This window comes from Terriglobales bacterium (assembly GCA_035454605.1).
GTDB lineage: Bacteria > Acidobacteriota > Terriglobia > Terriglobales > Acidobacteriaceae > DATMAB01.
In genome coordinates, this window is sequence record DATIGQ010000050.1 from 1 (window position 1) to 24,545 (window position 24,545).

General features: G+C 64.6%; 24 protein-coding genes. 19 read left to right on the forward strand and 5 right to left on the reverse strand.

The window, feature by feature from the left end:
• Positions 1 to 355: 355 nt before the first annotated feature.
• The 13 genes from VLE48_03440 to VLE48_03500 all read left to right on the forward strand — a co-directional run bounded on the left by VLE48_03440 (position 356) and on the right by VLE48_03500 (position 15,322).
• The gene (locus tag VLE48_03440) at positions 356 to 3,229 is read left to right on the forward strand and encodes a PAS domain S-box protein (GenBank protein HSA92039.1); all 2,874 of its coding nucleotides are present in this window, start codon (positions 356 to 358) and stop codon (positions 3,227 to 3,229) included.
• Between the two features lie 183 nt (positions 3,230 to 3,412).
• Positions 3,413 to 4,630, forward strand: coding sequence for an aspartate aminotransferase family protein (locus VLE48_03445; GenBank protein ID HSA92040.1), 1,218 nt, complete (start codon positions 3,413 to 3,415; stop codon positions 4,628 to 4,630).
• Between the two features lie 117 nt (positions 4,631 to 4,747).
• Positions 4,748 to 5,662 (forward strand): alpha/beta fold hydrolase, encoded by a 915-nt coding sequence (locus tag VLE48_03450; GenBank protein HSA92041.1) that lies wholly within the window; start codon positions 4,748 to 4,750, stop codon positions 5,660 to 5,662.
• On the forward strand, positions 5,659 to 5,958 hold the full coding sequence (locus tag VLE48_03455) for a PGPGW domain-containing protein (protein HSA92042.1): 300 nt from the start codon (positions 5,659 to 5,661) through the stop codon (positions 5,956 to 5,958). The genes VLE48_03450 and VLE48_03455 overlap by 4 nt, the downstream gene beginning before the upstream one ends.
• The gene (locus tag VLE48_03460) at positions 5,958 to 7,373 is read left to right on the forward strand and encodes a DUF58 domain-containing protein (protein ID HSA92043.1); all 1,416 of its coding nucleotides are present in this window, start codon (positions 5,958 to 5,960) and stop codon (positions 7,371 to 7,373) included. The genes VLE48_03455 and VLE48_03460 overlap by 1 nt, the downstream gene beginning before the upstream one ends.
• A gap of 162 nt (positions 7,374 to 7,535) precedes the next feature.
• Positions 7,536 to 8,534, forward strand: coding sequence for a hypothetical protein (locus VLE48_03465; GenBank protein ID HSA92044.1), 999 nt, complete (start codon positions 7,536 to 7,538; stop codon positions 8,532 to 8,534).
• 69 nt (positions 8,535 to 8,603) lie between these two features.
• Positions 8,604 to 9,050: a CBS domain-containing protein gene (locus tag VLE48_03470; GenBank protein HSA92045.1), complete on the forward strand. Its 447-nt coding sequence runs from the start codon at positions 8,604 to 8,606 to the stop codon at positions 9,048 to 9,050.
• 555 nt (positions 9,051 to 9,605) lie between these two features.
• The gene (locus VLE48_03475) at positions 9,606 to 10,346 is read left to right on the forward strand and encodes a hypothetical protein (protein ID HSA92046.1); all 741 of its coding nucleotides are present in this window, start codon (positions 9,606 to 9,608) and stop codon (positions 10,344 to 10,346) included.
• Between the two features lie 49 nt (positions 10,347 to 10,395).
• Positions 10,396 to 10,521: a hypothetical protein gene (locus tag VLE48_03480; protein HSA92047.1), complete on the forward strand. Its 126-nt coding sequence runs from the start codon at positions 10,396 to 10,398 to the stop codon at positions 10,519 to 10,521.
• A gap of 196 nt (positions 10,522 to 10,717) precedes the next feature.
• Positions 10,718 to 12,160, forward strand: a complete 1,443-nt coding sequence (locus VLE48_03485) for an FAD-linked oxidase C-terminal domain-containing protein (GenBank protein ID HSA92048.1) — start codon at positions 10,718 to 10,720, stop codon at positions 12,158 to 12,160.
• Complete coding sequence (locus tag VLE48_03490; protein HSA92049.1) at positions 12,157 to 13,536, forward strand: FAD-binding oxidoreductase; 1,380 nt, start codon at positions 12,157 to 12,159, stop codon at positions 13,534 to 13,536. Before VLE48_03485 ends, VLE48_03490 begins: the two co-directional genes overlap by 4 nt.
• Positions 13,533 to 14,840 (forward strand): heterodisulfide reductase-related iron-sulfur binding cluster, encoded by a 1,308-nt coding sequence (locus tag VLE48_03495; protein HSA92050.1) that lies wholly within the window; start codon positions 13,533 to 13,535, stop codon positions 14,838 to 14,840. The genes VLE48_03490 and VLE48_03495 overlap by 4 nt, the downstream gene beginning before the upstream one ends.
• Before the next feature lie 107 nt (positions 14,841 to 14,947).
• A complete protein-coding gene (locus VLE48_03500; protein ID HSA92051.1) occupies positions 14,948 to 15,322 on the forward strand; it encodes a hypothetical protein in 375 nt (124 codons plus the stop codon).
• 70 nt (positions 15,323 to 15,392) lie between these two features.
• Here the strand turns inward: VLE48_03500 and VLE48_03505 are convergent, their stop codons facing one another.
• From VLE48_03505 to dps, 4 genes are all read right to left on the reverse strand, one after another.
• Positions 15,393 to 15,776, reverse strand: a complete 384-nt coding sequence (locus tag VLE48_03505) for a hypothetical protein (GenBank protein HSA92052.1) — start codon at positions 15,774 to 15,776, stop codon at positions 15,393 to 15,395.
• 73 nt (positions 15,777 to 15,849) lie between these two features.
• Positions 15,850 to 16,233: an ACT domain-containing protein gene (locus VLE48_03510; protein ID HSA92053.1), complete on the reverse strand. Its 384-nt coding sequence runs from the start codon at positions 16,231 to 16,233 to the stop codon at positions 15,850 to 15,852.
• 115 nt (positions 16,234 to 16,348) lie between these two features.
• On the reverse strand, positions 16,349 to 18,310 hold the full coding sequence (acs, locus tag VLE48_03515; GenBank protein HSA92054.1) for an acetate--CoA ligase: 1,962 nt from the start codon (positions 18,308 to 18,310) through the stop codon (positions 16,349 to 16,351).
• 123 nt (positions 18,311 to 18,433) lie between these two features.
• Entirely contained in the window at positions 18,434 to 18,958 is a 525-nt protein-coding gene (dps, locus tag VLE48_03520; protein HSA92055.1) for a DNA starvation/stationary phase protection protein Dps, read from the reverse strand.
• A gap of 131 nt (positions 18,959 to 19,089) precedes the next feature.
• Between dps and VLE48_03525 the strand changes: the two genes are divergently transcribed.
• The 6 genes from VLE48_03525 (at position 19,090) to VLE48_03550 (ending at position 23,833) form a co-directional block, all read left to right on the forward strand.
• Positions 19,090 to 19,596 (forward strand): hypothetical protein, encoded by a 507-nt coding sequence (locus VLE48_03525; protein HSA92056.1) that lies wholly within the window; start codon positions 19,090 to 19,092, stop codon positions 19,594 to 19,596.
• Positions 19,597 to 19,820: 224 nt separating this feature from the next.
• Positions 19,821 to 20,798: a hypothetical protein gene (locus tag VLE48_03530; protein ID HSA92057.1), complete on the forward strand. Its 978-nt coding sequence runs from the start codon at positions 19,821 to 19,823 to the stop codon at positions 20,796 to 20,798.
• Between the two features lie 313 nt (positions 20,799 to 21,111).
• Positions 21,112 to 21,498 (forward strand): hypothetical protein, encoded by a 387-nt coding sequence (locus tag VLE48_03535; GenBank protein ID HSA92058.1) that lies wholly within the window; start codon positions 21,112 to 21,114, stop codon positions 21,496 to 21,498.
• The gene (locus VLE48_03540) at positions 21,393 to 22,418 is read left to right on the forward strand and encodes an amidohydrolase (protein HSA92059.1); all 1,026 of its coding nucleotides are present in this window, start codon (positions 21,393 to 21,395) and stop codon (positions 22,416 to 22,418) included. Before VLE48_03535 ends, VLE48_03540 begins: the two co-directional genes overlap by 106 nt.
• Positions 22,419 to 22,696: 278 nt before the next feature.
• Positions 22,697 to 23,257: a group I intron-associated PD-(D/E)XK endonuclease gene (locus VLE48_03545; protein HSA92060.1), complete on the forward strand. Its 561-nt coding sequence runs from the start codon at positions 22,697 to 22,699 to the stop codon at positions 23,255 to 23,257.
• A gap of 57 nt (positions 23,258 to 23,314) precedes the next feature.
• Positions 23,315 to 23,833: a transposase gene (locus VLE48_03550; protein HSA92061.1), complete on the forward strand. Its 519-nt coding sequence runs from the start codon at positions 23,315 to 23,317 to the stop codon at positions 23,831 to 23,833.
• Between the two features lie 329 nt (positions 23,834 to 24,162).
• Here the strand turns inward: VLE48_03550 and VLE48_03555 are convergent, their stop codons facing one another.
• A complete protein-coding gene (locus tag VLE48_03555; GenBank protein HSA92062.1) occupies positions 24,163 to 24,423 on the reverse strand; it encodes a hypothetical protein in 261 nt (86 codons plus the stop codon).
• Between the last annotated feature and the right edge of the window lie 122 nt (positions 24,424 to 24,545).

Sequence of the window (24,545 nt, forward strand, 5' to 3'; positions counted from 1 at the left end):
TACTGAGCGCAATGATCCCGGCCACCGCATGAGACAAGCCAATCGCAATCAGACTATACATTACGATGAAGAGCACGATGTGAGGAACCCATCGCTCGACAAAGGCTCGGTTCGGATTGGGAGTCAGGCCCTTGATGGCGTTCTTCGCTCCCACGTGACGTCAACCGCCATTGGTTTCCGTGATTCTAGCGCGAGAAAGCGTTGCTCGAGCGTCAAGCAGGCCTCTAGTCGGCTAACCTTCACTTAAGCACCAAGAGCGAGAAGTGGTATGAGCCCACGGGTAGGTTACGAGCGACCGATAGTCTAGAATGCCCAACCAATTCCCGCTGGACGGATTCTCGGCGGCGGGCCATGCATGCGTGCCTCCTGGGTCATTGTCGCGCTAGCGGTCCTGGTCATCGCGGTGCATTGCGCCAGCTTCATTTGGCTGGGGACCTCTCCGGCGGGGAGCCTGCTCTCCAATGCCACCCAGGCGACGGCCAGCGGCCTGGCGGCCGTGGCGTGTTACGTGGCCGCGCGGCGGCGGACCGGGTACCCGCGCCAGTTCTGGCAGTTGATGTCCGGCGGCTACTTCCTGTGGACGATCGGGCAGGCGATTTTTCTTTACTACGAGAACGTTCTGCACCGCGACATTCCGCCGCTCTCGCCCACCGACATCCCGTACCTGGCCTCCTACCTGCCCATGGTGGCGGCGCTGGTCCTGCAACAGCAGGATGAAGCCAGCCCACGCGGTGTGGACTGGGTACGAACCCTGGACTTCGCCCAGGTAGCCATTGTGGCCTCGGCGGTCTACCTGTACTTCTTCTTCTACCTGGGGACCACGGTGGAGCAGCGCATGTTGCTGTTCAGCCTCGGAGTGGGGAACCTGTACGACGTGATCTCGGTGCTGCTGGCGGCCGGGTTCCTGCTGCGCTCCGCGTTTGCCACCAGCCCCACGCAGCGCACGCTGCTGGGACGCATGGGCGTGGTCCTTTTCACCTACGCGGTGGGAGAGGTGGCCTACACCTACGGACTGGTGACGGAGCGCATCCGCACCGGGACGTGGTACGACCTCTCCTACAGCCTGCCCTACGCGCTGGCGGCGGTGGTGGCGGCCACCTGGAAGCCGGAGCCCGAAGGGCTGGGAGCCCCCCGGCCCACGGAAGAGAGCCGGCTGCAAGCCATCCTGCCCACGCTGGCGCCGATGGTGGTGCTGGCCACGGCGCTGGGCATCGCCGTCCGCCAGACGGTGCTGGCCATGACCATCGTGACCGCCTCGTTCCTCTGCTACAGCGCGCGGCTGGCCATCACCCAAGACCGGCAGCGCCGGGCGCTGGGGATGCTGCGCCAGGCCGAGGCCCAATTCCGCGCCCTGTTCCAGCATCATCCCCAGGCCATGTGGCTCTATGACCCGCATACGCTGCGCTTCCTGGAGGTGAACGCCGCCGCCGTCGAACGCTACGGGTACACGCGCGACGAATACCTGAACATGAACATCACCGAAATGCGCCCGCCGGAGGACGTCCCCAAACTGATGGAGTGGCTGAAGAAGCCGGCGGAACAGAGGACGCAGATCCAGGGGCGCCACCGGCGCAAGGACGGCAGCATCCTGGACGTGGAGGTGCACGCCCAGACGGTGAACTTTGGTGGCCGCCGGGCGCGGCTGGTCATGGCCCAGGACGTGACCCAGCGACTGCAGGCGGAGGAATCGCTGCGCGCGGCTGAGGCCCGCTTCCGCACCCTGGTGGAACAGCTCACCGCCATCACCTACATTTTAGAACTGGGTGCGGATGCGCCCTGGCATTACGTCAGCCCGCAGATCGAGTCGCTGCTGGGCATTACCCCGAAGGAATGGCTGGCAGATCCGACCTTGTTCGGCAAACAATGCCACCCGGAAGATCTGGGCCCGGCACGCGCGGCGGAGAGCAAAGCGCTGGAGACCGGGCGCTTCGAGTGCGAGTACCGGATGTTCACCCGCGACGGGCGCACGCTGTGGTTCCGCGACACCGGCATCGTGGTTCGCAACGCCGACGGCAACCCCACCCTGCATGGGCTGATGGTGGACGTGACCGAAGCCAAGCTCATGGAGGCCCAACTCCGCCAGGCGCAGAAGATGGAGGCCGTGGGCACGCTGGCGGGCGGAATCGCGCACGACTTCAACAACCTGCTGACCGTGATCCAGGGCTACGGCCAGCTCCTGGCCGAGAGGCTGAAGGACAACGCCGAACTGGCCGCCGAAGTAAGACAGATCGAGGATGCCGCCCAGCGCGCGGCGGCACTGACCCGGCAACTGCTGGCCTTCAGTCGCCGCCAGGTGCTCAAGCCCAAAGTGCTGGACCTGAACTCGGTGGTGACCGGCATGGACCGCATGCTGCGGCGGGTGATCGGCGAAGACATCGAGCTGGTCACGAAAACCGCGCCCGACCTGGGACAGGTACAGGCCGACCCGGGACAGGTGGAACAGGTGATCATGAACCTGGCGGTGAACGCGCGCGACGCCATGCCGGATGGCGGCAAGCTGATTTTCGAAACGCGCAACGTGGAGCTGGACGATGCCTACGCCCGCGAGCACATGGGCGCTCGCCCCGGACCCTACGCCATGCTGGCGGTCACCGATACCGGCGTGGGCATGGACGCCCAGACGCAGGCGCATATCTTCGAGCCCTTCTTCACCACCAAAGAGCTGGGCCGGGGCACGGGCCTGGGTCTTTCGACGGTGTACGGCATCGTGAAGCAGAGCGGCGGCTACATCACCGTGTACAGCGAGCCGGGCCGGGGCTCGACCTTCAAGATCTATCTGCCGCGAGCCGTGCAGCCCACGGCCGCCGCCGCCGCGACGGTTCGGGTGGAGCCCACGGCGCGGGGCACGGAGACCATCCTGCTGCTGGAGGATGACCTCGGGCTGCGCCAACTGGCGGTACGCGTCCTGCGAAGCAGCGGATACACGGTGCTGGAAGCTGGGAGCGGAGAGCAGGCTGAGCGCGTTTGCCGCGAACACTCGGGCGAGATCCACTTGTTGCTCACCGACGTGGTCATGCCCGGGCAAAGCGGACCGGAAGTGGCGCGCCGGTTGAGCCCGCTGCGTCCGGCCATGAAGGTGCTCTATATCTCCGGCTACGCCCCGAGTGCCATCGTCGAGCAGGGCACGCTGGGCCCGGGTGCGGCCTTCCTGCACAAGCCCTTCACCCCCTCGGCTTTGCTGGAGAAAGTCCAGCAGGTGCTGGAGTCGCAGGGAGCGACGGCGGTCTAGCTGGTGGCAGGAGGCAGGAAGCAGCATCGGCAATAAGCAATAAGCGATAAGCAGTAGGCCAAGAGCCAAAAGCTAAGAGCCAAGAGCGGAAAGCGGAAAGCGGAAAGCAACGTACCTCGGCGGCTAAAGCCGCCCTCGTTGTGTAAGACTTGATACGCAGGCCTGCTCCACCCGAGCCCCACCATGAGTCGCTTCGAAGAGATTGTCGGCCTCGAGCAGCGGTACCTGCTGCCTACGTACCTGCGGTATCCCATCGCCATCGAACGCGGCAAGGGTGTGTTCGTCTACGACGTCGAGGGGCGCAGGTATCTGGATTTTGTCGGCGGGCTGGGAGTGAACGCGCTGGGCCATGCCCACCCGCGCATCGTGCGCGCCATCCGCCAGCAGGCGGCGCGCGTGCTGCATACCTCCAATCTCTACTATCACGAGTACCAGGGACCGCTGGCGGAGAAGCTGTGCGCGCTTTCCGGACTGGGGCGGGCGTTCTTCTCCAACAGCGGCACCGAGGCCATTGAGGGCGCGCTGAAGCTGGCCCGCGCCTGGGGACACCAGCGCGGCGGCGAGGCCAAGTCCGCCATCGTCGCGCTGGAGGGTTCCTATCACGGGCGGACGTTCGGCTCGCTCTCACTCACCGGGCAGGAGAAGCATCGCAAGTCGTTCGAGCCGCTGCTGCCCGGCGTGCGCTTTGTGAAGCTGAATGACCTCGCCGGACTGCAAGGGGCGGTCGATGACAGCACGTGCGCCGTCGTGCTGGAACCGATTCAGGGCGAAGGCGGCATCCGCATGTGCTCGCTCGAATTCCTTGCCGAGGCGCGCACGGCGGCCGACCGCCACGGCGCGTTGCTGGTCCTGGATGAGATCCAGTGCGGGTTGGGGCGCACCGGACACATGTTCGCGTATCAGCACTACGGGGTGACGCCGGACGTGGTGGCGATCGCCAAGCCCATCGCCGCCGGGTTGCCGCTGGGAGCTTTTCTGGCCACGGAAGAACTGGCGCAGGCCATCGCGCCGGGCGCGCACGGCACCACCTTCGGCGGCGGCCCTTTGGCCTGCCGGGTGGCGCTGGAGTACTTTGCCATTCTCGACGATGAAGGACTGCTGGAGCGCGTGACGCGCGTGGGCGCGTACCTGGGAGAACAGTTGCGGGAACTCGCTGCGAAATCGCCGGTGTGCCGCGAGGCGCGCGGCATGGGGCTGATCCAGGCGCTGGAGCTGAGCGTGCCGGCGCGGCCGGTCGTGGAGGCGGCGCTGGCCGAAGGCATCCTGTTCAACAGCACGCAGGAGGTTGTGCTGCGCTTCCTGCCTCCCTTCCTGCTGGAAGAGAAGCACGTGGACCGCGGCATGCGAGTGCTGAAGAAGGCCTTGCGGAAGGCCAAAGCAGCTTCCGCTATCCAGAAATAAAGAAAGGCGGGGAGCCCGAGAGAGGCGTTTCAGGACTCCCCGCCAACAGAAGCAACAGAGGCGATACTGATTTGGACGCAGGGCAGGGGATTGGCGTTGCCCGCTGCTCGAGGAAAGATGCCTGAGCCCAAACCACCCTTGATTTCCGCCCCGGTCGAGGAGCGCTTCGCGACCGTGGACGGCATCCGCGTGCGCTACCTGCACGGCGGCGAGGGGCCGGTGTTGGTCCTGATCCACGGGCTCATGGGGTATTCGTTCTCCTGGCGGTTGAACTTCACCGCGCTGGTGCAGCAGAACACGGTCGTGGCCGTGGACTTGCCCGGCGTGGGATTCTCGGAACGCCCGCGCGGGATGGATAGTTCGCTTGCCGCCTCGGCGGAGCGCATGCTGCGCTTCCTGGACCTGCTGGGTATCCGGGAATGCGACCTGCTGGGAACGTCGCACGGCGGGGCGCTGGCCATGAAGATGGCGGCACTCGAAGTCCGGCGCGGAGGCGACACCATCCGGCGGCTGGTGCTGGCCGCGCCCGCGAACCGCTGGTCCCGCCATGGCAAGATCCTCTCCCGGCTGCTGGGAAGCGGTCCCAGCCGCACCCTGCTGCCGGTTCTGTTTCCCTGGCTGGCCCCGCTGCTCAAGAGCTGGTTCCTCCGGCGGCAGTATGGCGACCCGCGGCGCATCCCACCGGGGACGCTCGAGGGATACCGCGCGCCGCTCCGCGTGCCGGGCATGACCGAGTACGCGCTGGAAGTGCTGCGGCACCTGAACCGCGACCTGGGTCAACTGGCGGCCGAGTTGCCGCGCATTGCCGGAATCCCGACCTTGTTCCTGTGGGGAACGCGCGACCCGGTCGTGCTGCCGGATTCCATCGCCCCGCTGCGCCGCAATTTCCCGCAGTCCGAACTGGTGATGCTGGAAGGCGCGGGCCACCTGCCCTACGAAGAGATGCCGGAGCAGTTCAACCGCGCCGTGCGGGGATTCCTGGCGAAAGAGGCGCCGCGCGAGGCCGGCCATGTCACAATCGAGAGTGGATGAAGGCTGCGCTTAAACGCGCCCTGCTGCTGGTGCTGGGCTGGGGATTCGTGCTGGTGGGCATCGCGGGACTCTTTCTGCCCATCCTGCAGGGCGTGCTGATGATCCTGATCGGCCTGTTCATCCTCTCTAGCGAGTACGTCTGGGCGCACCACCTGCTCGAGAAGATGAAAGCGCGATACCCCAAACTGGCAGGAAAGCTGGAGCAGGCGAAGGATAAGGGCGGTGAGTGGATCAGGCGCGTGTTCCACAAGGAAGCCGCGGCCCAGAGAGAAAAGCAGGCGGAAAGCAAAGACTGATGTTCGCAGCCATCAAGTCGATTCTTTCGGGTTTCGAGCGCGAAGCCTGGATCCGCTTCTTCATCGCGGTCACCGGGCTGGCGGTGGCGTTCGCGGCGGCGGTGTTCTCCACCGTGTTCCGCGAGCAGGGCAACGTGTTCGCCACAGCGGTAGCGGCGTCTCTAGCCTTGCTGATCGCCGGGCTGGTGGCGGTGACCTCGGTACCGTATCTGGCGCGGCGCGTCGCCCTGGAGCGTGTGCGCGAAGCCTTCGACTACGACGTGACTCGCGAAGGTGTGGTGTACCTCGTCATGGCGCTGGTGATCGGAATCGCGGGGCTCAACACCGGGAACAATCTGCTGTTCATCATCGTGTCCGCCATGCTGGCCGGGATATTGGTGTCCGGGGTGGCGTCGGCGGGCGTGCTGCGCGGGCTGAATCTGGAGGTCGCGCTGCCCATGCACCTGTTCGCAGGGCGCACGGTGGCGGCGCGCATCACGCTGCGCAACACGCGGCGCACGGCGCCTTCGTTTTCGGTGAGCGTGGTACCGCCGCGCCTGAAGAAGGCCGAGCACCACTGGCGGTGGGAGCGCTCGGTGTTCGCCTTCCCGGGGAACCGGTCGCCGGAGCAGCAGTGGTTGCGCATGCCGGACCTGGCGCTGCGCCGCGTGACTACGGCGGCGGTGGAGAGCGGCATCCTGAGGCAGCCGGTGTACTTCCCCTATCTGCCGGCGCGCGCGGCGCGGACCGCGGACCTCGAATTGCGCTTTGAGCGGCGCGGGCGCTATCGCCAGGACGGCCTGGGCCTGGCCACGCGCTTCCCGTTTTCCTTCCTGGTAAAGACGCGGCGCGTGCCATTCCGGCGCGAGGTGATCGTGTATCCCTCGGTCGAGCCCACGGACGAGCTCTTCGAAGTGCTTCCGCTCATCACCGGCGAATTCGAAGCGTTCGTGCGCGGACGCGGCTACGACCTCTATCGCATCCGCGAATACATGCCGGAGGACTCGGCGCGGCACGTGGATTGGAAGGCGACGGCGAAGTCCATGTCGCTGAAGGTGCGCGAATTCACCCGCGAGGACGAGCGCAAGCTGCGCATCGTGTGGGACAACCCGCCGCCCGGCGTGGTCACCACAGCCGCTTACGAAAACGCCGTGGCCTTGGGAGCTTCGCTGGCTTGGCACTTCGCCGGCGAAGACACCGACCTTTCCTTCGCCGCGGCCGGATACGCCGGCCTGGGCGACGTGTACGACTTCCTCAGCTACCTGGCGCTGGTCGAGCCGCAAGCGGAAGCTTCCGTGCTGGATTCGCTCGAGGTCACCGACGACTACAACGTCATCCTCACGGCCCGGCCACGAGGGTCCATTCCCACGCGTTTGTGGGCGTGTTCCTATTTCATCTTCCTGGAAAAAGAAGCGCGGACGGCCGCAAAGGACTAGCTCCCGGCCGTCCATGTACCTCCGGGACGCAACCCGAAGCGGCCAACGCTCATCTACCCTTGTAACGCGCATCGGTCTGGCGATACGATGCGCCGAGGCGACATTCTCCTGCGACCGCGAATCATTCCACGGCGAACGTGTTGTTCAGATAGGAGCGCAACCATGAAACGCAAACTGTCCTTGTTCCTGATCTTGTTGACCGCCGCCATGCTGGCCACGCCCGCGGCGATGGCGTATCAGAAGAAAAAGAGAACAACGTCCAAAGCGGCGGCGACCGCGCCTGTGATTCCGGCGGGAGCGCAGATCTCCGTCCGCATGATTGACGAACTCAGCAGCGGCAAGTCGAAAGCGGGCGATACCTTCCGCGGGACGCTGGACCAACCCATCGTTTCCGGCAGCACCGCGCTTTATCCCAAGGGCGCCGACGTCACCGGGCGCGTGATCGCGGTGAAGGGCTCCGGGCGGCTCACCGATCCCGGCATCCTGGAGCTGGAACTGACCTCGGTCAGTTCGGGGACGAAGAAGTCGTACATTACCACCGAGCCCTTCGTGATCAAGGGCGAGTCGCACACCAAGAGCAACGTCACCAAGATCGGCGGCGGAGCGGCGGCCGGCGCCATTATCGGCGCCATCGCCGGCGGCGGTAAGGGAGCTGCCATCGGCGCGGGCGTGGGCGCAGCGGCGGGCACGGGCGTGGCCGCGGCCACCGGCAAGAAGGAAGCCAGCGTCGAGTCCGAAGCGGTCCTGGACTTCCGGACCAGCGCCGCTTCCACGGCCAGTTCTTCGAGCGCTGCCGCGGCACAAGGCTCGGCTCCGGCGGCTCAAGGTGTGAAGTCCTATGACGAGGATGACCCCTCCACGTACGCGTTCAGCGCGCGCGACCGGCGCGTGATCCGCAGCTGCTTCGAGCAGCATGCCTCCGGGTTGCCGCCAGGACTGGCCAAGCGCGAGAAGCTGCCACCGGGCCTCGAGCGGCACCTGCAAAAGAACGGCACTCTGCCGCCCGGCCTGCAGAAGAAAGTGCAGCCGCTGCCGCAAGTGTGCGAATCGGAACTCACCAGCCTGCCGCGGGAACTGGAGCGCGTGATCCTGAGCCGGCGGGTGATGGTCCTCAACAGCGCGTACAAGATCCTCGACATCTTCGACCTTGACGCGCAGTAGTATGATGGGCGGCCTCGGAGCGGCCGGAAGGGGGCCGCTCCGGCCCAGCCCCCCGAGGGAGGAGCCGCCATGACTACCGTTCAAGATCTGATTCGCAACCGTCCTACCTTCACCGTGGAGGCGGACCAGTCCGTATTGAAAGCGGTGGAGATGATGGTGGAGAAGAACATCGGCGCGGTGGCGGTGGTGCGCGGGGGTGAGCTGGTGGGCATCTTCTCCGAGCGCGATCTGATGAAGCGGGTGGTCGCGGGCAACCGCAGTCCCGGCCTGACCAAGGTGGCGGAAGTCATGACGCCGCGCCCTTACACCGTCTCCTCCAACGAGCGCTTCCAGCAGTGCATGTTCCTCATGCGCGAGCACGGCTTCCGCCACCTGCCGGTGGTCGACGAGAACGGCAAGCTGTGCGGGCTCATCTCGCTGCGCGACGTCCTGCTGCGCGACCTGACGGAAAAAGATGACGAGGTGCGCATGATGCGCGCCTACATCACCCAGCAGGTGCCCGGCGGGGAGAGCTAGAGCCCGCGCAGTCCGTCAACGGTGAGTCGAGGCTGGTCGGATTGCACCTAACATGTCGTTGCTCACAGACAGTAAGGGACATCTTGGCTATGTTCCGAAATCGGAACACAGAACAAGATTTTGCGTTGCAGCCGGTTTTCTCAGGAAACAGCTAGGCTCCCGACGAGGAGAGTCACATGAGCCTAAGATACGGTTGTTACGCCCTGCTGTTTGTTCTCGTTCCGTTTGCAAGGGCGGACCAAACACTAACGCTAACGAGCGCAAACTGCTTCCCAGGTACCAGACTCGAGTGCCAATGGCGAAATGCCGGATGTACGCGGTTTGTTACGATTCTGAAAACTTCGGATTGGTTCTGTGATGGGTCTTGCGCCAAGAAGAACGACCCTAACACGGGTTGCATAACAAAGGACTGTTGTGCACCCAGTATTACCGTGAACGACACATGCACGAAGGAAACAGGCCCGACGACTACCAGCGTTACCAGTTACATCAAACCTGTGTGTGGCTTGGAATGCCGGTGCAGTCCGGCCGCGTGTTTTTAGGAGGAACCTCGCCATGAAGATCAAGGAACTCCAAAGTCTGCTGTGCGCCGTGCTCGTACTTCTCTCCGGTGAGGCGTCCTTGGCTCAGACAACCACCGTGCAGCTGCAGGACATCTCCGCTGTAGGTAGTCCGCTCGACATCACCGGGACCGTCACAATGTCCGAACAAATCAACGCGGATACTTTGACCTATTCCTTCGAGGATCGGATTTCCGCCAGAAATATTTCGGACAAGACCATCCTGACTATGGTTCTGTGGGTTGAAGTCTTCTATCCTCACGGTCAAATCGAGCGTGATGTGAGGCAATACGAGTGTTTTTTGGCACCCGACGTCATTGCACCGGGTCAGGTTGAGCCTATTGCCAAGCACGGTGGAGGAGCGACGGTCGTTCGGCTGGGCGCGGAGCGTGATAGCGTTCCGGCCCGCGCCGAAATCAGAGCGATGTACGTGCAGTTCCTCGACGGATCGGTTTTCGGGCTTCCACAGTTCGGCGAAGACATACTTCGTCTGCGACACGAGACTTTCGTGACGCTCAAGCGACTCGACGAAACCTATGAGCATCGTGGTGAGGACGCCTTTCTCAACCTGTTGAATGAGCCTGTGGAGAGCGCCGAGGTTGACAATCTTCTAGACAACGTGCGCTACACAGCGACCAAATTTGGATCCCAGGATGCCATTGGGAAGGTCAAGAGAATGCTGGCGTTGGCCGAAGAACGACGGCGGCTAATCGGCGGCGGTGGAACAAAGAACTAGAACCGGAAGGCCGCTCGGCAGGCAGTCTGGCCAAATGAGCCTCTGGCCGTTGGCTGCGCGTAGTGCGCTCATCTCCCTGCGCGACGTCCTGCGCCGCGACCTTACCGAAAAGGACGACGAGGTGCGCATGATGCGCGCTTGCATCACCCAGCAGGTGCCCGGCGGGGAGAGCTAGAGCGGGCTTGATCGAGTCGAGTTCAGGTCCCCGGCGCATTGTCATGCTGAGTCCGCCGTGGCGGACGAAGCATCCCTATACCCACACAGCCCGGCGCGAGTAGGGATTCCTCGCTTCGCTCGGAATAACAACAGGAAGTCCTCCCGGCCCGAAAATCGCCCCGGTGCTACAATCCCCGCGGAAGCGGCTCCGCTCCATGCAATTCTCCTCCGTCGCAAAGCGGCTGCGCGCCATCGTCGGTCGTGACGCCGTCCTCGACCGTCCCGAGGACCTCATGCTTTACGAATACGACGGAGGCCTGGCGCGCTCCACGCCGCGCGCGGTGGTGTTTCCCCGCAGCACGCAGCAAGTGGTTGAGGTCGTCAAGCTGGCGCGCGAAGCGCAGGTGCCCATAGTGCCGCGCGGCGCCGGCACCGGCCTGAGCGGAGGAGCCATCGCGCGCACCGGCGGCATCATCCTGGGCTTCGCGCGCATGAACCGCATCCTGGAAGTGGACCTGGAGAACCAGCGCGCCGTGGTCGAGCCCGGGGTGGTCAATCTTGAGCTGAGCAACACCACCGCCCGCCACGGCTACTACTTCGCGCCCGATCCCTCGAGCCAGAAGGCCTGCACCATCGGCGGCAACGTGGCCGAAAACTCCGGCGGACCGCACACCCTGGCTTACGGTGTGACCGTCAACCACGTCACCGGCCTGGAGGTGGTGCTGGCAGACGGGCGCGTGGTCGAGTTCGGCGGCAAAGCACCCGAGGCCGCCGGCTACGACCTGACCGGCTTCTTCGTGGGCTCGGAGGGAACGCTCGGCATCGCGACAAAAATCACGGTGAAGCTGTCGCGACTGCCGGAAGCGGTGGCCACAATGCTGGCCATCTTTCACACCATCGAAGATGCGGCCCATACGGTGGTCGCCATCACAGCCGAAGGCATCACGCCGGCCGCGCTCGAGATGCTGGATGGCTGGACGCTGCGCACCGTCGAAGAAGCCACGCACGCCGGTTACCCGCTGGATTCGGGCGCCGTCCTGCTGATCGAGATCGAGGGCCTGCGCGAGGAAGTGGAAGAGCAGGCGGAGGCCACGCGTACCGTCTGCCTGCGGCAGCGCGCGCGCGAGGTACGGCGCGCCCGCGACGAGCGCGAGCGGCAACTGCTGTGGGCGGGGCGCAAGAACGCCTTCGGCGCCATCGGGCGCATCTCGCCTTCGTACTACGTGCAGGACGGCGTCATCCCGCGCACCCGCATCCCGGCCACCCTGGAGTTCATCGCCGGAGTGGGACGAAAGTACGGCTTCCAGATCGGCAACGTCTTCCACGCCGGCGACGGCAACCTGCATCCCCTGATCCTGTTCGATCCGCGCGATGCCGACCAGACCCGGCGCGCCCACGCCGCCGGCAAGGACATCCTGGAATATTGCGTCTCTATCGGCGGTTCCATCACCGGAGAACACGGCGTGGGAATGGAAAAAGATCACCTGATGCCGCTGCTGTTTTCCGCCAGCGACCTGGAGGTGATGGCGCGGCTGAGGAACGCCTTCAATCCCGAGTCCGTGCTCAATCCGGAGAAGATGATCCCGCTGCGCGGCTGCCGCGAGACAGACGCGGCGCGGCATCCCGGCGCGGGACTGGGTGCAGGAGCCACGGCATGAGCGCGGCCAGTGCGGCGGCGAGCATCGGGCGCGAGCTGGCTGCGATCGCCGGCGCCGGGCACGTCTACGAGGACGCGCAGGCCCTGGCGGCGCACGCCCTCGAGGGTGTGACGCCGGCTGCCGTGATATCGCCCGGCTCGCCGGAGGAGATTGCGGCCGTTCTCCGCCTGGCGAGCGAGCGCGGCTGGACCGTTGCTCCGGTAGGCGGCGGAACGCAACAGTTCCTCGGAGGCGTGCCCGAGCGCGTGGACATCGTGCTGCGCACCGAGCGCCTGCGCGCCGTGCATCACTACGATCCCGGTGACCTCACCCTGGGTGTCGATGCCGGGCTTACGCTCTCCGCCGTGGATGGCATGCTGGCCGAGCGCGGCCAGATGCTGCCTCTCGATGTGGCGCGCCCCGGGGCAGCCACCGTGGGCGGCGTGCTGGCCACGGCCACGCACGGCTCGCTGAAGCACGCGTATGGCGGCGCGCGCGAATTCTGCATCGGGATCACCTTCATCACCGGCGATGGAACGATCGCTCATGGCGGCGGCCGCGTAGTGAAGAATGTAGCCGGCTACGACCTGATGAAGCTGCTCATCGGCAGTCACGGGTCGCTCGGCGTCATCACCAGCGCCAACTTCCGCGTGTTCACGCGCCTGCATTCCACACGCACGTTCGAATGCGGCTTTGCGACCCTGGAAGAAGCCATGCGCTTCCGCGACCTGGTGCTGCGGTCACCACTCACGCCGCGCTGCCTGGAACTGGTCTCACCGTACGCGGACGACTACCTGCACGCCCCACCGGTGGCGCAGAACCCCGACGAGACGGAAATGCTTCCCGTGGATCAGGGAAGCGGAGCGTGGCGCGTCCTGGTGCGCGCCGCCGGAAGCGACGCTGTGCTGGCCCGCTACCAGCGCGAACTGCGCGGCGGAACCACGCGGGAACTGCAGGGGGAAGAAGAGGGCTGCACCTGGTCCGCGGTCTCGGAGTTTTCGGAAACGGTGATGGCGCGCCATCGCAACGCCATGATCGTCTCCCTGAGCGCGCCCATCGCCTCGGTGGCGCCGGCGCTCGCGGCGGCGGAGCGCGCCGCTCTGGACAACAACTTTCTGCTGGCGGCGGTGGGACGCGCGGCTGTGGGTTCGATGATCCTGGCTTTCATCCCGCTCCTGGTGGACCCGCCTTCGGCCATGCAGTATGTGGCGGCGGTCTCGGCCTTCCGCGGCAGCCTGCCGCGCGATGCCTCGGCCATCGTCGAGCGCTGTCCCCGCGAGGCCAAACTGCACTTTTCCGTGTGGGGATCCTCACCCACCGATCTGGAAGCGATGCGCGCCGTCAAGCGCGCGCTCGATCCGGCCGGCATCCTCAACCGGGGAAGGTTCTTGCTATGACCGCCCCGGCCACCGCCAAGCCGGCGGCATCGAGCTTCACCTCACCCGACCGCCCCACCTGGGAGCTGTACTCGGTCTGCATCCACTGCGGACTGTGCCTGCAACAGTGCCCCACCTATCGCGTGCTCGGCCTGGAGGCGGATTCGCCGCGTGGCCGCATCTACCAGGTGCTGCAGGCCGACGAAGGCCGTCTTCCCATCGGCGAGTCTCTGGTCACCCACATCGACCGCTGTTTGGGTTGCCGCGCCTGCGAGACAGCTTGCCCCTCGGGCGTGGAGTACGGTCGCATCGTGGAACGCGCCCGCGCGGAAATCGAGCAGAACTACCGCCGCCCGTGGCTCGAAGCGCGGCTCCGCCATTATTTCTTCCGTCGCGTGCTCCCCGACTTTCGGCGCCTCGCCCGCCTGGCGCGGCTCCTGCGCTTCTACCAGCGCTCCGGGCTGGAGTCGCTGCTGCGCAGCAGCGGAATACTCAGACTGTTGGGAACGGCAAGCGTCGCCGCGCTCGCGCCGCGCATCGAGCAAGACTTCTTTTTCGCTGAATTCGGGAAGACCTTTCCCGCGCTCGGCCAACGGCGGGCTCGTGTGGCCTTTCTCGGGGGATGCGTGGCCAGCGTTGCCTTCGCCGAGCTGAATCGCGCGACCATCCGCGTTCTGCAGAAGAACGGTGTCGAAGTCGTAGTTCCCGCGGAGCAGGGATGCTGCGGCGCGCTCTCGGCCCATTCCGGCTTCCGGGAAGAGGCGCGGGCGCTGGCGCGGCGCAACCTGGAAGCCTTCCTCGCTCACGAAGTTGATGCCATCGTGACGAATGCCGCCGGCTGCGGCGCGACTCTCAAGGAATATGACGACCTGCTGGAGCACGATGCCGCCTGCGCGGAAAAGGCGAAGCGATTCTCCGCCCAAGTGAGGGACGTAACGGAATTCCTGGCCGAGCTGGGCCCGCATCCGGTGGCCCGTCCGCTGGGTGCGCGCGTCACCTACCAGGACCCCTGCCACTTGGCGCACGGGCAGAAGGTTCGCGAGGCGCCGCGCGCTCTGCTGAAGGCAGCCGGTTGCGAACTGGTCGAGATGCCGCACGCCGACTACTGCTGCGGCTCCGCCGGGGTCTACAACGTCGTGGAGAACGAGCTGGCCATGCAGATTCTGGACGCCAAGATGGAGGACGTGGCGTCCACCGACGCCGAAGTCATCGCCACCGCCAACGTCGGCTGCATGCTGCAGCTACGCGCCGGCGTGCGGCGCCGCGGCCTGAGGATGAACGTGAAGCACGTGATCGAACTGCTGGACCAAGCATATGGAGCGTGAAAAACACCGCGCTCTTGAGGCGGTCGCTTCGTATCAGGGCACGGCTTCAGCCGTGCCGTTACGCTCAGATGAACAACGGCTTTAGCCGCTGAGGTCGAACTGCTCGAATGGAACCACGTGGCGCATTTCCGCGATGGCTGAATCGAGTCTGGTGGATGCTCTTTCCGGGGGCGGCATTTGCGGCCTTTGTCGGCGTGTTGTTCGCCGTGGCCCTCGCCGAGCAAAGGGCTACCGGCCTCGGTGCTGTAGCCGGTGGCGCAGGAGTTGAGCTGCCGGCAGACATAGGCATGTATCTGGGAGCCTTGTGGCTTTCCTACCTGCTAGTCGCAACGATCCTGGTGCATTTGTGGTTTCTGATTGCCCTCAGTCTTGGGCTTTGGAAGAGGGCACAGTTTCGGCGCTGGGAGAAATGGAAGGTTGGACTTACCGCCGTGGTCTTGGCGGGGGTCTGGAGTCCATTCGTAGTCATCGTGGCGCAATGACAGCCTAGTCAGCAGACAGCCATCAACTAGCGTTTGTCCGCCTTCATCCTTAGATCCGCGACCAGAAAAGTCACATACTCGGCTTGCGCACGACCAGCAGTACGATTACGTTTACTCCGCTGGTCGCCGAGAGGACGATGGCAAAATCCTGCAGCGGGATCAGGGGCAGGTTGAGGAAAAGCAGCAACAGGCTCCAGCGAAGCGCGGCTTTCCGGGCCGCGTCTTGGTCGCGCCACAGGCCGCGTGTTTGCCACAGGCAGCCCAGGCCTGAGCCGGCCAGCAGCACTCCCAGCAGCACGACGGCATAAAAAGGGAAACCGTAGTGGAACTCGGAGGCGCCGCCGAAACCCTTGCCCTCCAGAGCGCGACGGATCACTCCCGCAAGATGTGCCCCGCCGAGCAGAAGATTCGAGAGTCCGCAAGCGGCGTTGCTGGCCACGGCAATCCAGCGCATTGCGGATGATGGCCGCTTCATGATGGTCCGCTGGAAATTGGACGCGGATTCGGGGAGATTTCTTCCCGCGCGGCTAAACTAGGTCCGCGGCCTTTTCCACGTCCGATACACCCAGGATGATCAGCGCCCGGCTGTCGCCCTTCACGATGGACCCGTAAGCATAGGTGACGTTGATGCCTTTCTCGGCCAGCTTGCGCGTCACCTTGCCCAGGGCGCCGGGACGGTCGTTGAGCCGCACGGCGACCGCGTCTTCTTCCTTGTAGTGAATTCTCAGGCCGTCGAGCACCTTCTTGGCCGTGGCGTGGGGCGAGGCTACCAGGCGGATGCCGCCCTCGGTCAAGGGCGCCGCCATCACCGCCTGGATGTTCACCGCCACCGCCGCCAGCCCGGTGCAGATGCTGGCCAGCGTGCCCGGCTTGTTCTCCGCCTTGATGAGCAGTTGCGTTACTTTGGCCATGGTACCTCCACGAACTTACTCATTTGTTCATTGATTCATTTGTTCATTTTGGATCAGAGGCCGGGCGGCCTTTTCAATGAGCAAATGAACAAATGAGTCAATGAGCAAATCTCTTTCAGCCCTCTTTCTTCCCCAGAATCTCTTCTTCCTCTTTCCCCTGTTGCGAGAGCTTGAGCAGCACGCCGTAGTCTTCCAGCGTGGAAGTGTCGCCGCTCACCGACTGGGTGGTGACGATCTCGCGCAGCAGCCGCCGCATGATCTTCCCCGAGCGCGTCTTGGGCAGCGCGGCGACGAAGTGCACGCGCTCCGGCCGGGCCAGCGGTCCGATCTCGTGCGACACCCACTCCCGCAGGTCGTCGGCGGTGGCGTCGTCGGCGGGAGAATCGTGCTTCAGGGTGACGAAGGCGTGGATGGCCTGTCCTTTGAGCTCGTGCGGCGCGCCCACCACCGCGGCTTCCGCCACCGCCGTGTGCCGCACCAGCGACGACTCCACTTCCATGGTGCTCAACCGGTGGCCGGCCACGTTGATGACGTCGTCCACGCGCCCCAGCACCCATATGTAGCCGTCCTCGTCGCGGGTGGCCGCGTCGCCGGTGAAATAGCGCCCGGGAAAGCGCGACCAGTAATTCTCCTTGTAGCGCTCCGGATCCTTGTACAGCGTGCGCAGCATCGCCGGCCACGGCTGCGTGAGCACGAGATACCCTTTGCCTACGGGAACGCGCTCGCCCTTGTCGTCCACCACGTCCGCGGCCACTCCGGGCAGCGGGCGCGTCGCCGAGCCCGGCTTCGCCGGGGTGGCGCCGGGCATGGGCGAAATCAGAATGCAGCCTGTCTCTGTTTGCCACCATGTGTCCACGATGGGGCAGCGCTCTTTGCCGATCACCCGGTGGTACCACTTCCACGCCGCCGGATTGATGGGCTCGCCCACCGTGCCCAGGAGGCGCAGCGAGGAAAGGTCGCGTCCGTTCGGCCACTGCTCTCCCTGGCGCACGAACGAGCGGATAGCGGTGGGCGACGTATAGAAGATCGACACGCGGTATTTCTCGATGATGCGCCACCAGCGATCGGGCTTGGGCCAGTCCGGCGCGCCTTCATACATCAGCGTGGTCAGCCCTGCCGCCAGCGGCCCGTACACCACGTAGGAATGCCCGGTGACCCATCCGATGTCGGCGGTGCACCAGTAGGTGTCGCCCGGCTTGGGATCGAACACCCAATTCAGCGTCGCGAGCACCTGCGTGAGATACCCGCCGGTCGAGTGCACCACGCCTTTCGGCTTGCCCGTGGTGCCCGACGTGTAGAGCACGTACAGCGGATGCTCGCTGTCCAGTTCTTCCGCCGGACATTCTTCCGAGATGCCGAAGGTCAGATCGTCCCACCACAAGTCGCGGCCGGACTGCATGGGGACTTGCAGGTTCAGCCGCCGGCACACGATGACTTTGCGCACGCTGGGACACGCATTCGCCGCCAGCGCCTCATCCACGCTCTGCTTCAGCAGGATCTCTTTGCCGCGGCGCAAACCGGCGTCGCAGGTGACCACGACTTCGGCCTCCAGGTCCTGAATGCGGGCCTTCAGCGCCTCGGCCGAGAATCCGCCGAAGACGACCGAATGCGTCACGCCCAGCCGCGCGCACGCCAGCATGGCGATGGCCGCCTCCGGGATCATCGGCATATAAAGGATGGCGCGCGAGCCCGGCTTGAGTCCCAGCCCCTTGAGCGCGTTGGCGAACTTCGCCACCCGCCGGTGCAACTCCTGGTAGGTCAGGATGCGTTGCTCGAAGTTCTCGCCTTCCCAGACGATGGCCGCCTGGTTGCGCCGCTCTCCCGAGAGATGCCGGTCCAGGCAGTTGTAGGCCACGTTGGTCTTGCCGCCCACGAACCACTTGGCAAAGGGCGGATGGGACCAGTCCAGCGCCTTCTGCCAGGGCGCGAACCAATGCAGCGCGCGAGCGCGTTCCGCCCAGAAGCTTTCCGGGTCACGCTGCGCTTCGGCGTAGAGCCGCTCGTACTCCTCCATCGAGCGGATCGAGGCGGTTTCCTGAAAATGCGGCGGCGGGGGAAAGGTTTCCTTCAGGTCCATGGGCTCACCGGGAATTCAGCATTGTACCGGAGAGCCCTCAACGGGAAACGAGAAACGGCGTTGAGCGTGCCCCATGCCTGCGCGATGCCTTTCCGCGCAGACATGGGCGAGACTGACCACGGATTACTGCTGCAAATGCGCTTCCAGGAACCACAGGTCCTTGTCCGAGGCGCGGGAGATTTCCGTGAACAAGTCGGCGGTGGACTTGTCGCCCAGCTTGTCGCTCTCCTCGATTGCGGCGCGCACGGTGGCGGCCAGCTTTGTCAGCCGCGCCGCCAGCGCGCGGACATGGTCGGCGCCGGCCACGGCATCCAACTCATACTCCGCCAGCGAACTGGCCGACGCCGCCTGCCGCGCCGTGCCATTGGCCACTCCGCCCAGCGCCGTGATGCGCTCGGCGATCAGGTCGCTGTGCGCTTCCAGACGTCCGGCGATGGCGTCGAACAGTTCATGCAGTTGCTGGAACTGCAGCCCTTTCACGTTCCAGTGCGCGTACTTGGTCTGCGTCTTCAGGTCGATGGTGTCGGCCAGGCGCGCGTTCAGCAGGGCGATCAGCGCGGCCCGCTGATTTTCGGGAATGTCGATACTGGTCTTGAAGGTGCGGATTGCGACCGTCTTGATGCTGCGCGGTGTGGCAGCGGTAGCCATGGGGGTTCTCCTTTAGGATGAGTCCGTAATTGGATGATAGGCCTTCGGCACCGGGTGCGGAAAGTGACGGGAACTGGCCTGGCCACTGGCCACTGCTTTTCTGCATCTAAGCAACCTGAGGAGGTGCTCCTATGCGTTTGAGACCTCTAGGCACTCTTATTCTGTTATGTGGCATGTTCCTGGCTACGGCCGCGCCTGCCCTGGCGCATGACCAGGGCTGGAGCAAGGGCAAAGGGAAGCACAAGTCCAGCGCCGTCCGCCGCTCCGACCGCGATCGGGATCGCGACCGCCGCGACCGGGCCGTCATCTTGAACCGCCGGCCCGCGCGTACCCGCAACGTGGTCTTCTTCGGCGGCGGAGACAACCGTCCCCCGGGCTGGAACCGCGGCCGCAAGGTGGGTTGGGGTAACTGCGACCTGCCTCCGGGCCAGGCCAAGAAGTACGGCTGCTCGCCGGCCTTCCTGCGCCGCTCGGTGCTGGTCCGCTATCCGCTGGCAAATGACCGCTTCCGGGTCGTCCGCGTGCCCACCGCGTATCGCGGCTGGTACGTGGTTGACGACGACCATCGCCTCTGGGTGGACGACCGCGGCTACTGGCTGGATCGCGGTGGCCCCCAACTCACTATCGTCGTCCGCTAGTTGATCTTGTCACTGCTCCTGGAACACTCGGGCACCCCACCCTTTCCCTCCCGGTGTTGGAGGGAAAGGGTGGGAGTCTTTCCCACCCACCGGATACTCGGTACTGATCTGCTTGTCGCCGGTGCCTTCTTGCGATAGCATGCCCGCCCTCGGACCGGCGAGTCCGGCGCGCCTGACCGCGTCTCGCCCTGGTCCCGGAAAACCCTGGACACGGCGGAGGTCGCATGAGAAAGAGCTCGGTGTGGATTACGTTGCTCCTGGTTTTGGGCGTGTGTTGCCTGCTGCCGGCGGCAGCGCCGGCTCAGGACGAGCTCTTCGTCATGAAGGATTCCCTGCAGATCAAGGCACACCGCGGCGCTGCTTTGAAAGGCGCGCGCGCCACCTGGTGGCCGGAGGTCGCGTTCACGGTTCGCGGCTCGATCCCCAGCGGCGGCCAGTTTGAGGTCAGCTTTGGCTATCCCGCCAAACGCCAGTGGCTCAAGTTCGATTGCGAGAGTCCCTCGCAGGCCTTTGGAAAAGAGGACCAGTGGAAAGTCTTCTGTGCCCTGGGTCCCGACGGCGTGGGCACCTACTACGTCGGGCCCGTGGATTTCACCATCAACCTCCGCAACCCGCTCACCGAAACCAACACCGTCCTGTACAAGGGGAAGTTCAAGGCAGCCCTGGAGCCCGGGTACAGCGACGAGGCTTTCTACGTGGATGACGATTGGAGATTCCCCATCGGCTACGTCTACTTCCGCGAGTTCCTGACCACGCGCTTCTGGGTGCGCGGCGTTCCCGCCGTCCAGGCCTTCCTCTTCTATCAGGGCAAGGAGATTGCGAAGACGTCGCAAGGTGGGAATGACAACCCGGCCGACGCTGCCCGATATCAGTGGGGCTACACCGAGATTTCCTTCAGTGGCGTGTATCCGAAAAAGGTGCCCGACTACGCCGCCGATGCTCCCAATTTCGTCGTCCCGGAAAATCCCGGGGAGTACGAGATCAAGGTCCTGCTCTACCGCCAGCTCGCGCGCTCCATCAAGTTCACCGTGCTGCCCGACGGCACTATCGACAACAGCATCGCCACCGCCAACCACCTGGGCATCGACGATGCGCTGGTTCCCGTGCGCGTCATCGGTACCTCGACGCGGTGGAACAAGCTGGCCTGGAAGACGGACACCTTCTACGCCCATCCCCTGACCGGCTTCACCGCGCCGCCGTAGGCTTTTTTCCCGTTGGCGGATGCCTGGCCGGCTTCTTACGGTTGTCATCCCGAGCCCGCGCCCGCGGGCGAGGGATCTGCTTTTCCCGACTGCTGACTGCTGAATGCTGACTGCTGGCTTCCGGCAACTGGGTACTGGGTACTGGCAACTGGTTCTTCTGAGAACTGGGAACTGGGAACTCCACTGGCGACTAGCTACTGACCCGCTTGTCGCCGGTGCCCTCTTGCGATAGCATGCCCGCCCTCGGATCGGCGAGAACCACACCGCGTTGGCCTCGTTCGATTGCTGCCCGGCTTTTTTCGAGGACGAATCCATGCCCATCAGGACTTTGCTGTTTGCAGCATTACTGACCGCCGCACAGGCCTGCGCCCAGACCGGCCCGGCAACGCCCTTTGCCGATCAACTCGCCGCCATGTACCCGGAAGTCGATGCGCTTTACCTCGACCTGCATCAGCATCCCGAGCTCTCCATGCGCGAGCAGGAGACCGCCGCCAAGCTGGCCGATCGGCTGAAGGCTCTCGGGTACGAAGTCACTTCCGGAGTGGGAAAGATGGGCGTGGTGGCGTGCTGCGCAACGGTGACGGCCCGACGGTCATGTTACGCACTGACATGGACGCGCTGCCGGTGGAAGAAAAGACCGGTCTGCCGTACGCCAGCAAGGTCACCACCCGCGACGATGCCGGCGCAACCGTCCCGGTGATGCATGCCTGCGGCCACGATATCCACATGTCGAGTTGGTACGGTACCGCCAGGCTCATGGCGGCCAACAGGCAGCGCTGGCGCGGAACCCTGGTGCTGATCGCGCAACCGGCCGAGGAGACGGGCGAAGGCGCGGCGGCCATGCTCCAAGACGGTCTCTACACCCGCTTTCCCAAGCCCGATTTCGCCTTGGCCATCCACGATGACCCGACCATTCCGGCCGGCCAGGTCGGATTCACGCCCGGGTACACCATGGCGTCGTCGGATTCGGTTGATGTAACGATTTACGGCCGCGGCGGCCATGGCGCGCAGCCCCAGGACACGGTGGACCCCATCGTGATCGGCGCGCGCACAGTCATGGCGTTGCAAACCATCGTCGCCCGCGAGATCAACCCGCGCGACCCGGCCGTGGTCACCGTGGGCGTCTTCCACGGCGGCACCAAGAACAACATCATCCCCGACGAGGTCAAGCTCGCGCTCACCGTCCGCTCCTACAAGCCGGAAGTCCGCCAGCACCTGCTGGCTTCCATTGAGCGCATCGTGAAGGGCGAAGCCCTGGCGGGCGGCTCCCCCAAGGAGCCTCTCATCAAAGTCACGCCCGCGGCCAACGCCACCTACAACGATCCTGAATTGACCCGGCGTGCGGCCGGCGCGCTCAAGAAGGCCCTGGGGGATGCCAACGTGGTGGAGATTCCGCCCAAGATGGTGTTCGAGGACTTCTCCGAGTACTCTCTCGCGGGCGTGCCGGCGGCCATGTTCTGGGTGGGCGCGGTCGAGCCTGCGAAGTTCGCCGCCGCCCGGCAGTCGGGCGCGAAGTTGCCGGGACTCCACTCGCCCTTATGGGCGCCGGATCATGAGCCCACCATCAAGACCGCCATCACCGCAGAAACCACCATGTTGATCGACCTGATGGGAAAATAGGTCCTGGTGCGGACCGCGCATCACGCCTCTTCATTTCTTGTCATCCCGAGATTTCTTGTCATCCCGAGCCCGCCGCGGCGGGCGAGGGATCTGCTTTTCCTGACTGCTGAAGGCTGATAGCTGACTGCTGCCTTTCTGGCAATAGGTAACCCGCCAGTGACAGCCCGAAGCCAACCGACAATAGCCAAGAGCCAATAGCGATTTTCCGTGACCATCACATTGACATAACCGCGCACCCCCAGTAGAATATCTCCCAGCAACATTAGGACGTTCCCGCTATGCCTTCCCTCCGCACCACCCTCTCCAAGCTCAAGGGTGAATGGGCCGAGCTCCAGTTCATGTCCCGCGCCCTCTCCCTCGGCCTTCGCGTCGGCCGCATCTACGGCGACTCCTCACGCTACGACTTCCTCCTCGACGCCGGCGGCCGCCTCAGCCGCGTCCAGGTCAAATCCGTCTGGCGCAGGCAGGCGGGCGTCTACCGCATCAGCGCCCAGCGCGGCGCCCCTCTCGGCAAGGTCCCCTACCAGAGCTCCGAGGTGGATTTCGTCATCGGCTACGTCGTTCCCGAGGACGCCTGGTACGTCGTGCCTGCGCGCGCCCTCGCCCGCCGCCGCAGCTTCTGGGTCTCGCCTCACCGCGCCCATAGCCGCGGCCGCTTCGAAAAGTACCGTGACGCCTGGCACCTGCTCGGGCCACTACACGACCGTTTCGACCTCAGCGCCTCCGCCGACATCGACCTACTACAATTTCCGGATTCAGAACAGGATTCCAAGACAGACGGCATCAGAGAGGTACTGTGCTACCTTCGTCCTGACGTCATCTGTCGGGCAGAGCTCTGATGGTGCCCCATGTCTGCGCATGCTTTTCGCGCAGACGTGGGGAAAGGGACGTTATCGATGCCGCGTCGCCTTAGGCGCTACCAACAGACCGGCCCGACGCACTTCCTCACCTGCAGTTGTTATCGTCGTGCGCCCCGGCTACAGGTTCTAGCGCGCTACGATTTGTTCGTCCGCAAGCTTGAACAAACCCGCTGCCGTTTCGGTTTCCATGTCTATGGCTATGTAGTTATGCCCGAGCACGTGCACTTGCTGCTCTCCGAACCGGATCGCGGTTCTTTGGCTGCCGCCATCCAATCCTTGAAGCTATCGGTCACGAGGAGCATTCCGGGACTGGGAGTGCGAACCGTGGAACCGGCCCGGCTCTGGGAGAAGCGCTACTACGACCGGAATATTCGTGATCACAAGGAGTTCGTCGAGAAGCTTCGCTACATCCACCGCAATCCAGTTCAGCGCGGATTGGTGGAACGCCCCGAGGAGTGGCCGTGGAGCAGCTTCCGCCACTACGCTACGGGCGAAGCCGGCGTCGTCGAAATCGAATCGGAGTGGACCGCTGGCCGTCGCCCAAGACGATCTTGAGGGTGCCCCATGTCTGCGGGATGCTTTTCCCCGCAGACGTGCGGATGATTAGCGTCGGGCCGTTATCCCACGTACGCGCCAACACCGGGCGCGAACGTGGGGCACCCTCGCGCATGATCAGGTCAGAGAATGGACCAGATTGAGAACTGAATCTTGAGGGCGCCCAATGCCTGCGCATGCCTTTCCGCGCAGACGTGGGATGACCGCTTCAGCGGACGACCGAAAGTAGCCCGGGGCGGGTGGCCGGGTGCCCCATCCTTTCGCGCTCTTTGCGAAAGGGTGGGTAGAAGCCTGCCGCCCCGCGGTAGTGAGCCACCATCGAAAAGTCATCACGTTTGCTCTTCCGGACCTTCCAGCTTTCGCACCCGCAAGGTGTCCACTTCCAAGTCGCCTATTCTCAGCGAGCGTATCTTCAACCTTCCCACACCCATTTTGCCGATAGCGAGCCGGCCGATCGCCAAAGCCCCAAGGGCCAGTGCGCCGAACGCGACCGCGCCCACTGCTAAAGCCCCGATTGCGCCGGCTCCGCTGCCGAACCTCGCGACTCGCGTGACGCCGGTTTCGTACTTCGACAAATCTTGTGATTCCACTCTGGCACCTCCTACCTAAAGAATCCGTGCGGGTGCCGCACCCTTTTTGCCCCCGGTGTTGGAGGGACAGGGTGGGATCTGAGCGTACACCGAAGGCAGTGCTGCCTTCGGCCGCGCTTACC

Coding starts and splice junctions, on each gene's coding strand:
- VLE48_03535 (HSA92058.1), top strand. CDS start 21,112: ATGCCCATCAGGACTTTGCTGTTTGCAGCATTACTGACCGCCGCACAG.
- VLE48_03495 (HSA92050.1), top strand. CDS start 13,533: ATGACCGCCCCGGCCACCGCCAAGCCGGCGGCATCGAGCTTCACCTCA.
- VLE48_03545 (HSA92060.1), top strand. CDS start 22,697: ATGCCTTCCCTCCGCACCACCCTCTCCAAGCTCAAGGGTGAATGGGCC.
- VLE48_03510 (HSA92053.1), bottom strand. CDS start 16,233: ATGGCCAAAGTAACGCAACTGCTCATCAAGGCGGAGAACAAGCCGGGC.
- VLE48_03550 (HSA92061.1), top strand. CDS start 23,315: ATGCCGCGTCGCCTTAGGCGCTACCAACAGACCGGCCCGACGCACTTC.
- VLE48_03485 (HSA92048.1), top strand. CDS start 10,718: ATGCAATTCTCCTCCGTCGCAAAGCGGCTGCGCGCCATCGTCGGTCGT.
- VLE48_03445 (HSA92040.1), top strand. CDS start 3,413: ATGAGTCGCTTCGAAGAGATTGTCGGCCTCGAGCAGCGGTACCTGCTG.
- VLE48_03450 (HSA92041.1), top strand. CDS start 4,748: ATGCCTGAGCCCAAACCACCCTTGATTTCCGCCCCGGTCGAGGAGCGC.
- acs (HSA92054.1), bottom strand. CDS start 18,310: ATGGACCTGAAGGAAACCTTTCCCCCGCCGCCGCATTTTCAGGAAACC.
- VLE48_03525 (HSA92056.1), top strand. CDS start 19,090: ATGCGTTTGAGACCTCTAGGCACTCTTATTCTGTTATGTGGCATGTTC.
- VLE48_03475 (HSA92046.1), top strand. CDS start 9,606: ATGAAGATCAAGGAACTCCAAAGTCTGCTGTGCGCCGTGCTCGTACTT.
- VLE48_03505 (HSA92052.1), bottom strand. CDS start 15,776: ATGCGCTGGATTGCCGTGGCCAGCAACGCCGCTTGCGGACTCTCGAAT.
- VLE48_03455 (HSA92042.1), top strand. CDS start 5,659: ATGAAGGCTGCGCTTAAACGCGCCCTGCTGCTGGTGCTGGGCTGGGGA.
- VLE48_03540 (HSA92059.1), top strand. CDS start 21,393: ATGTTACGCACTGACATGGACGCGCTGCCGGTGGAAGAAAAGACCGGT.
- VLE48_03440 (HSA92039.1), top strand. CDS start 356: ATGCGTGCCTCCTGGGTCATTGTCGCGCTAGCGGTCCTGGTCATCGCG.
- VLE48_03490 (HSA92049.1), top strand. CDS start 12,157: ATGAGCGCGGCCAGTGCGGCGGCGAGCATCGGGCGCGAGCTGGCTGCG.
- VLE48_03460 (HSA92043.1), top strand. CDS start 5,958: ATGTTCGCAGCCATCAAGTCGATTCTTTCGGGTTTCGAGCGCGAAGCC.
- VLE48_03500 (HSA92051.1), top strand. CDS start 14,948: ATGGAACCACGTGGCGCATTTCCGCGATGGCTGAATCGAGTCTGGTGG.
- dps (HSA92055.1), bottom strand. CDS start 18,958: ATGGCTACCGCTGCCACACCGCGCAGCATCAAGACGGTCGCAATCCGC.
- VLE48_03530 (HSA92057.1), top strand. CDS start 19,821: ATGAGAAAGAGCTCGGTGTGGATTACGTTGCTCCTGGTTTTGGGCGTG.
- VLE48_03465 (HSA92044.1), top strand. CDS start 7,536: ATGAAACGCAAACTGTCCTTGTTCCTGATCTTGTTGACCGCCGCCATG.
- VLE48_03470 (HSA92045.1), top strand. CDS start 8,604: ATGACTACCGTTCAAGATCTGATTCGCAACCGTCCTACCTTCACCGTG.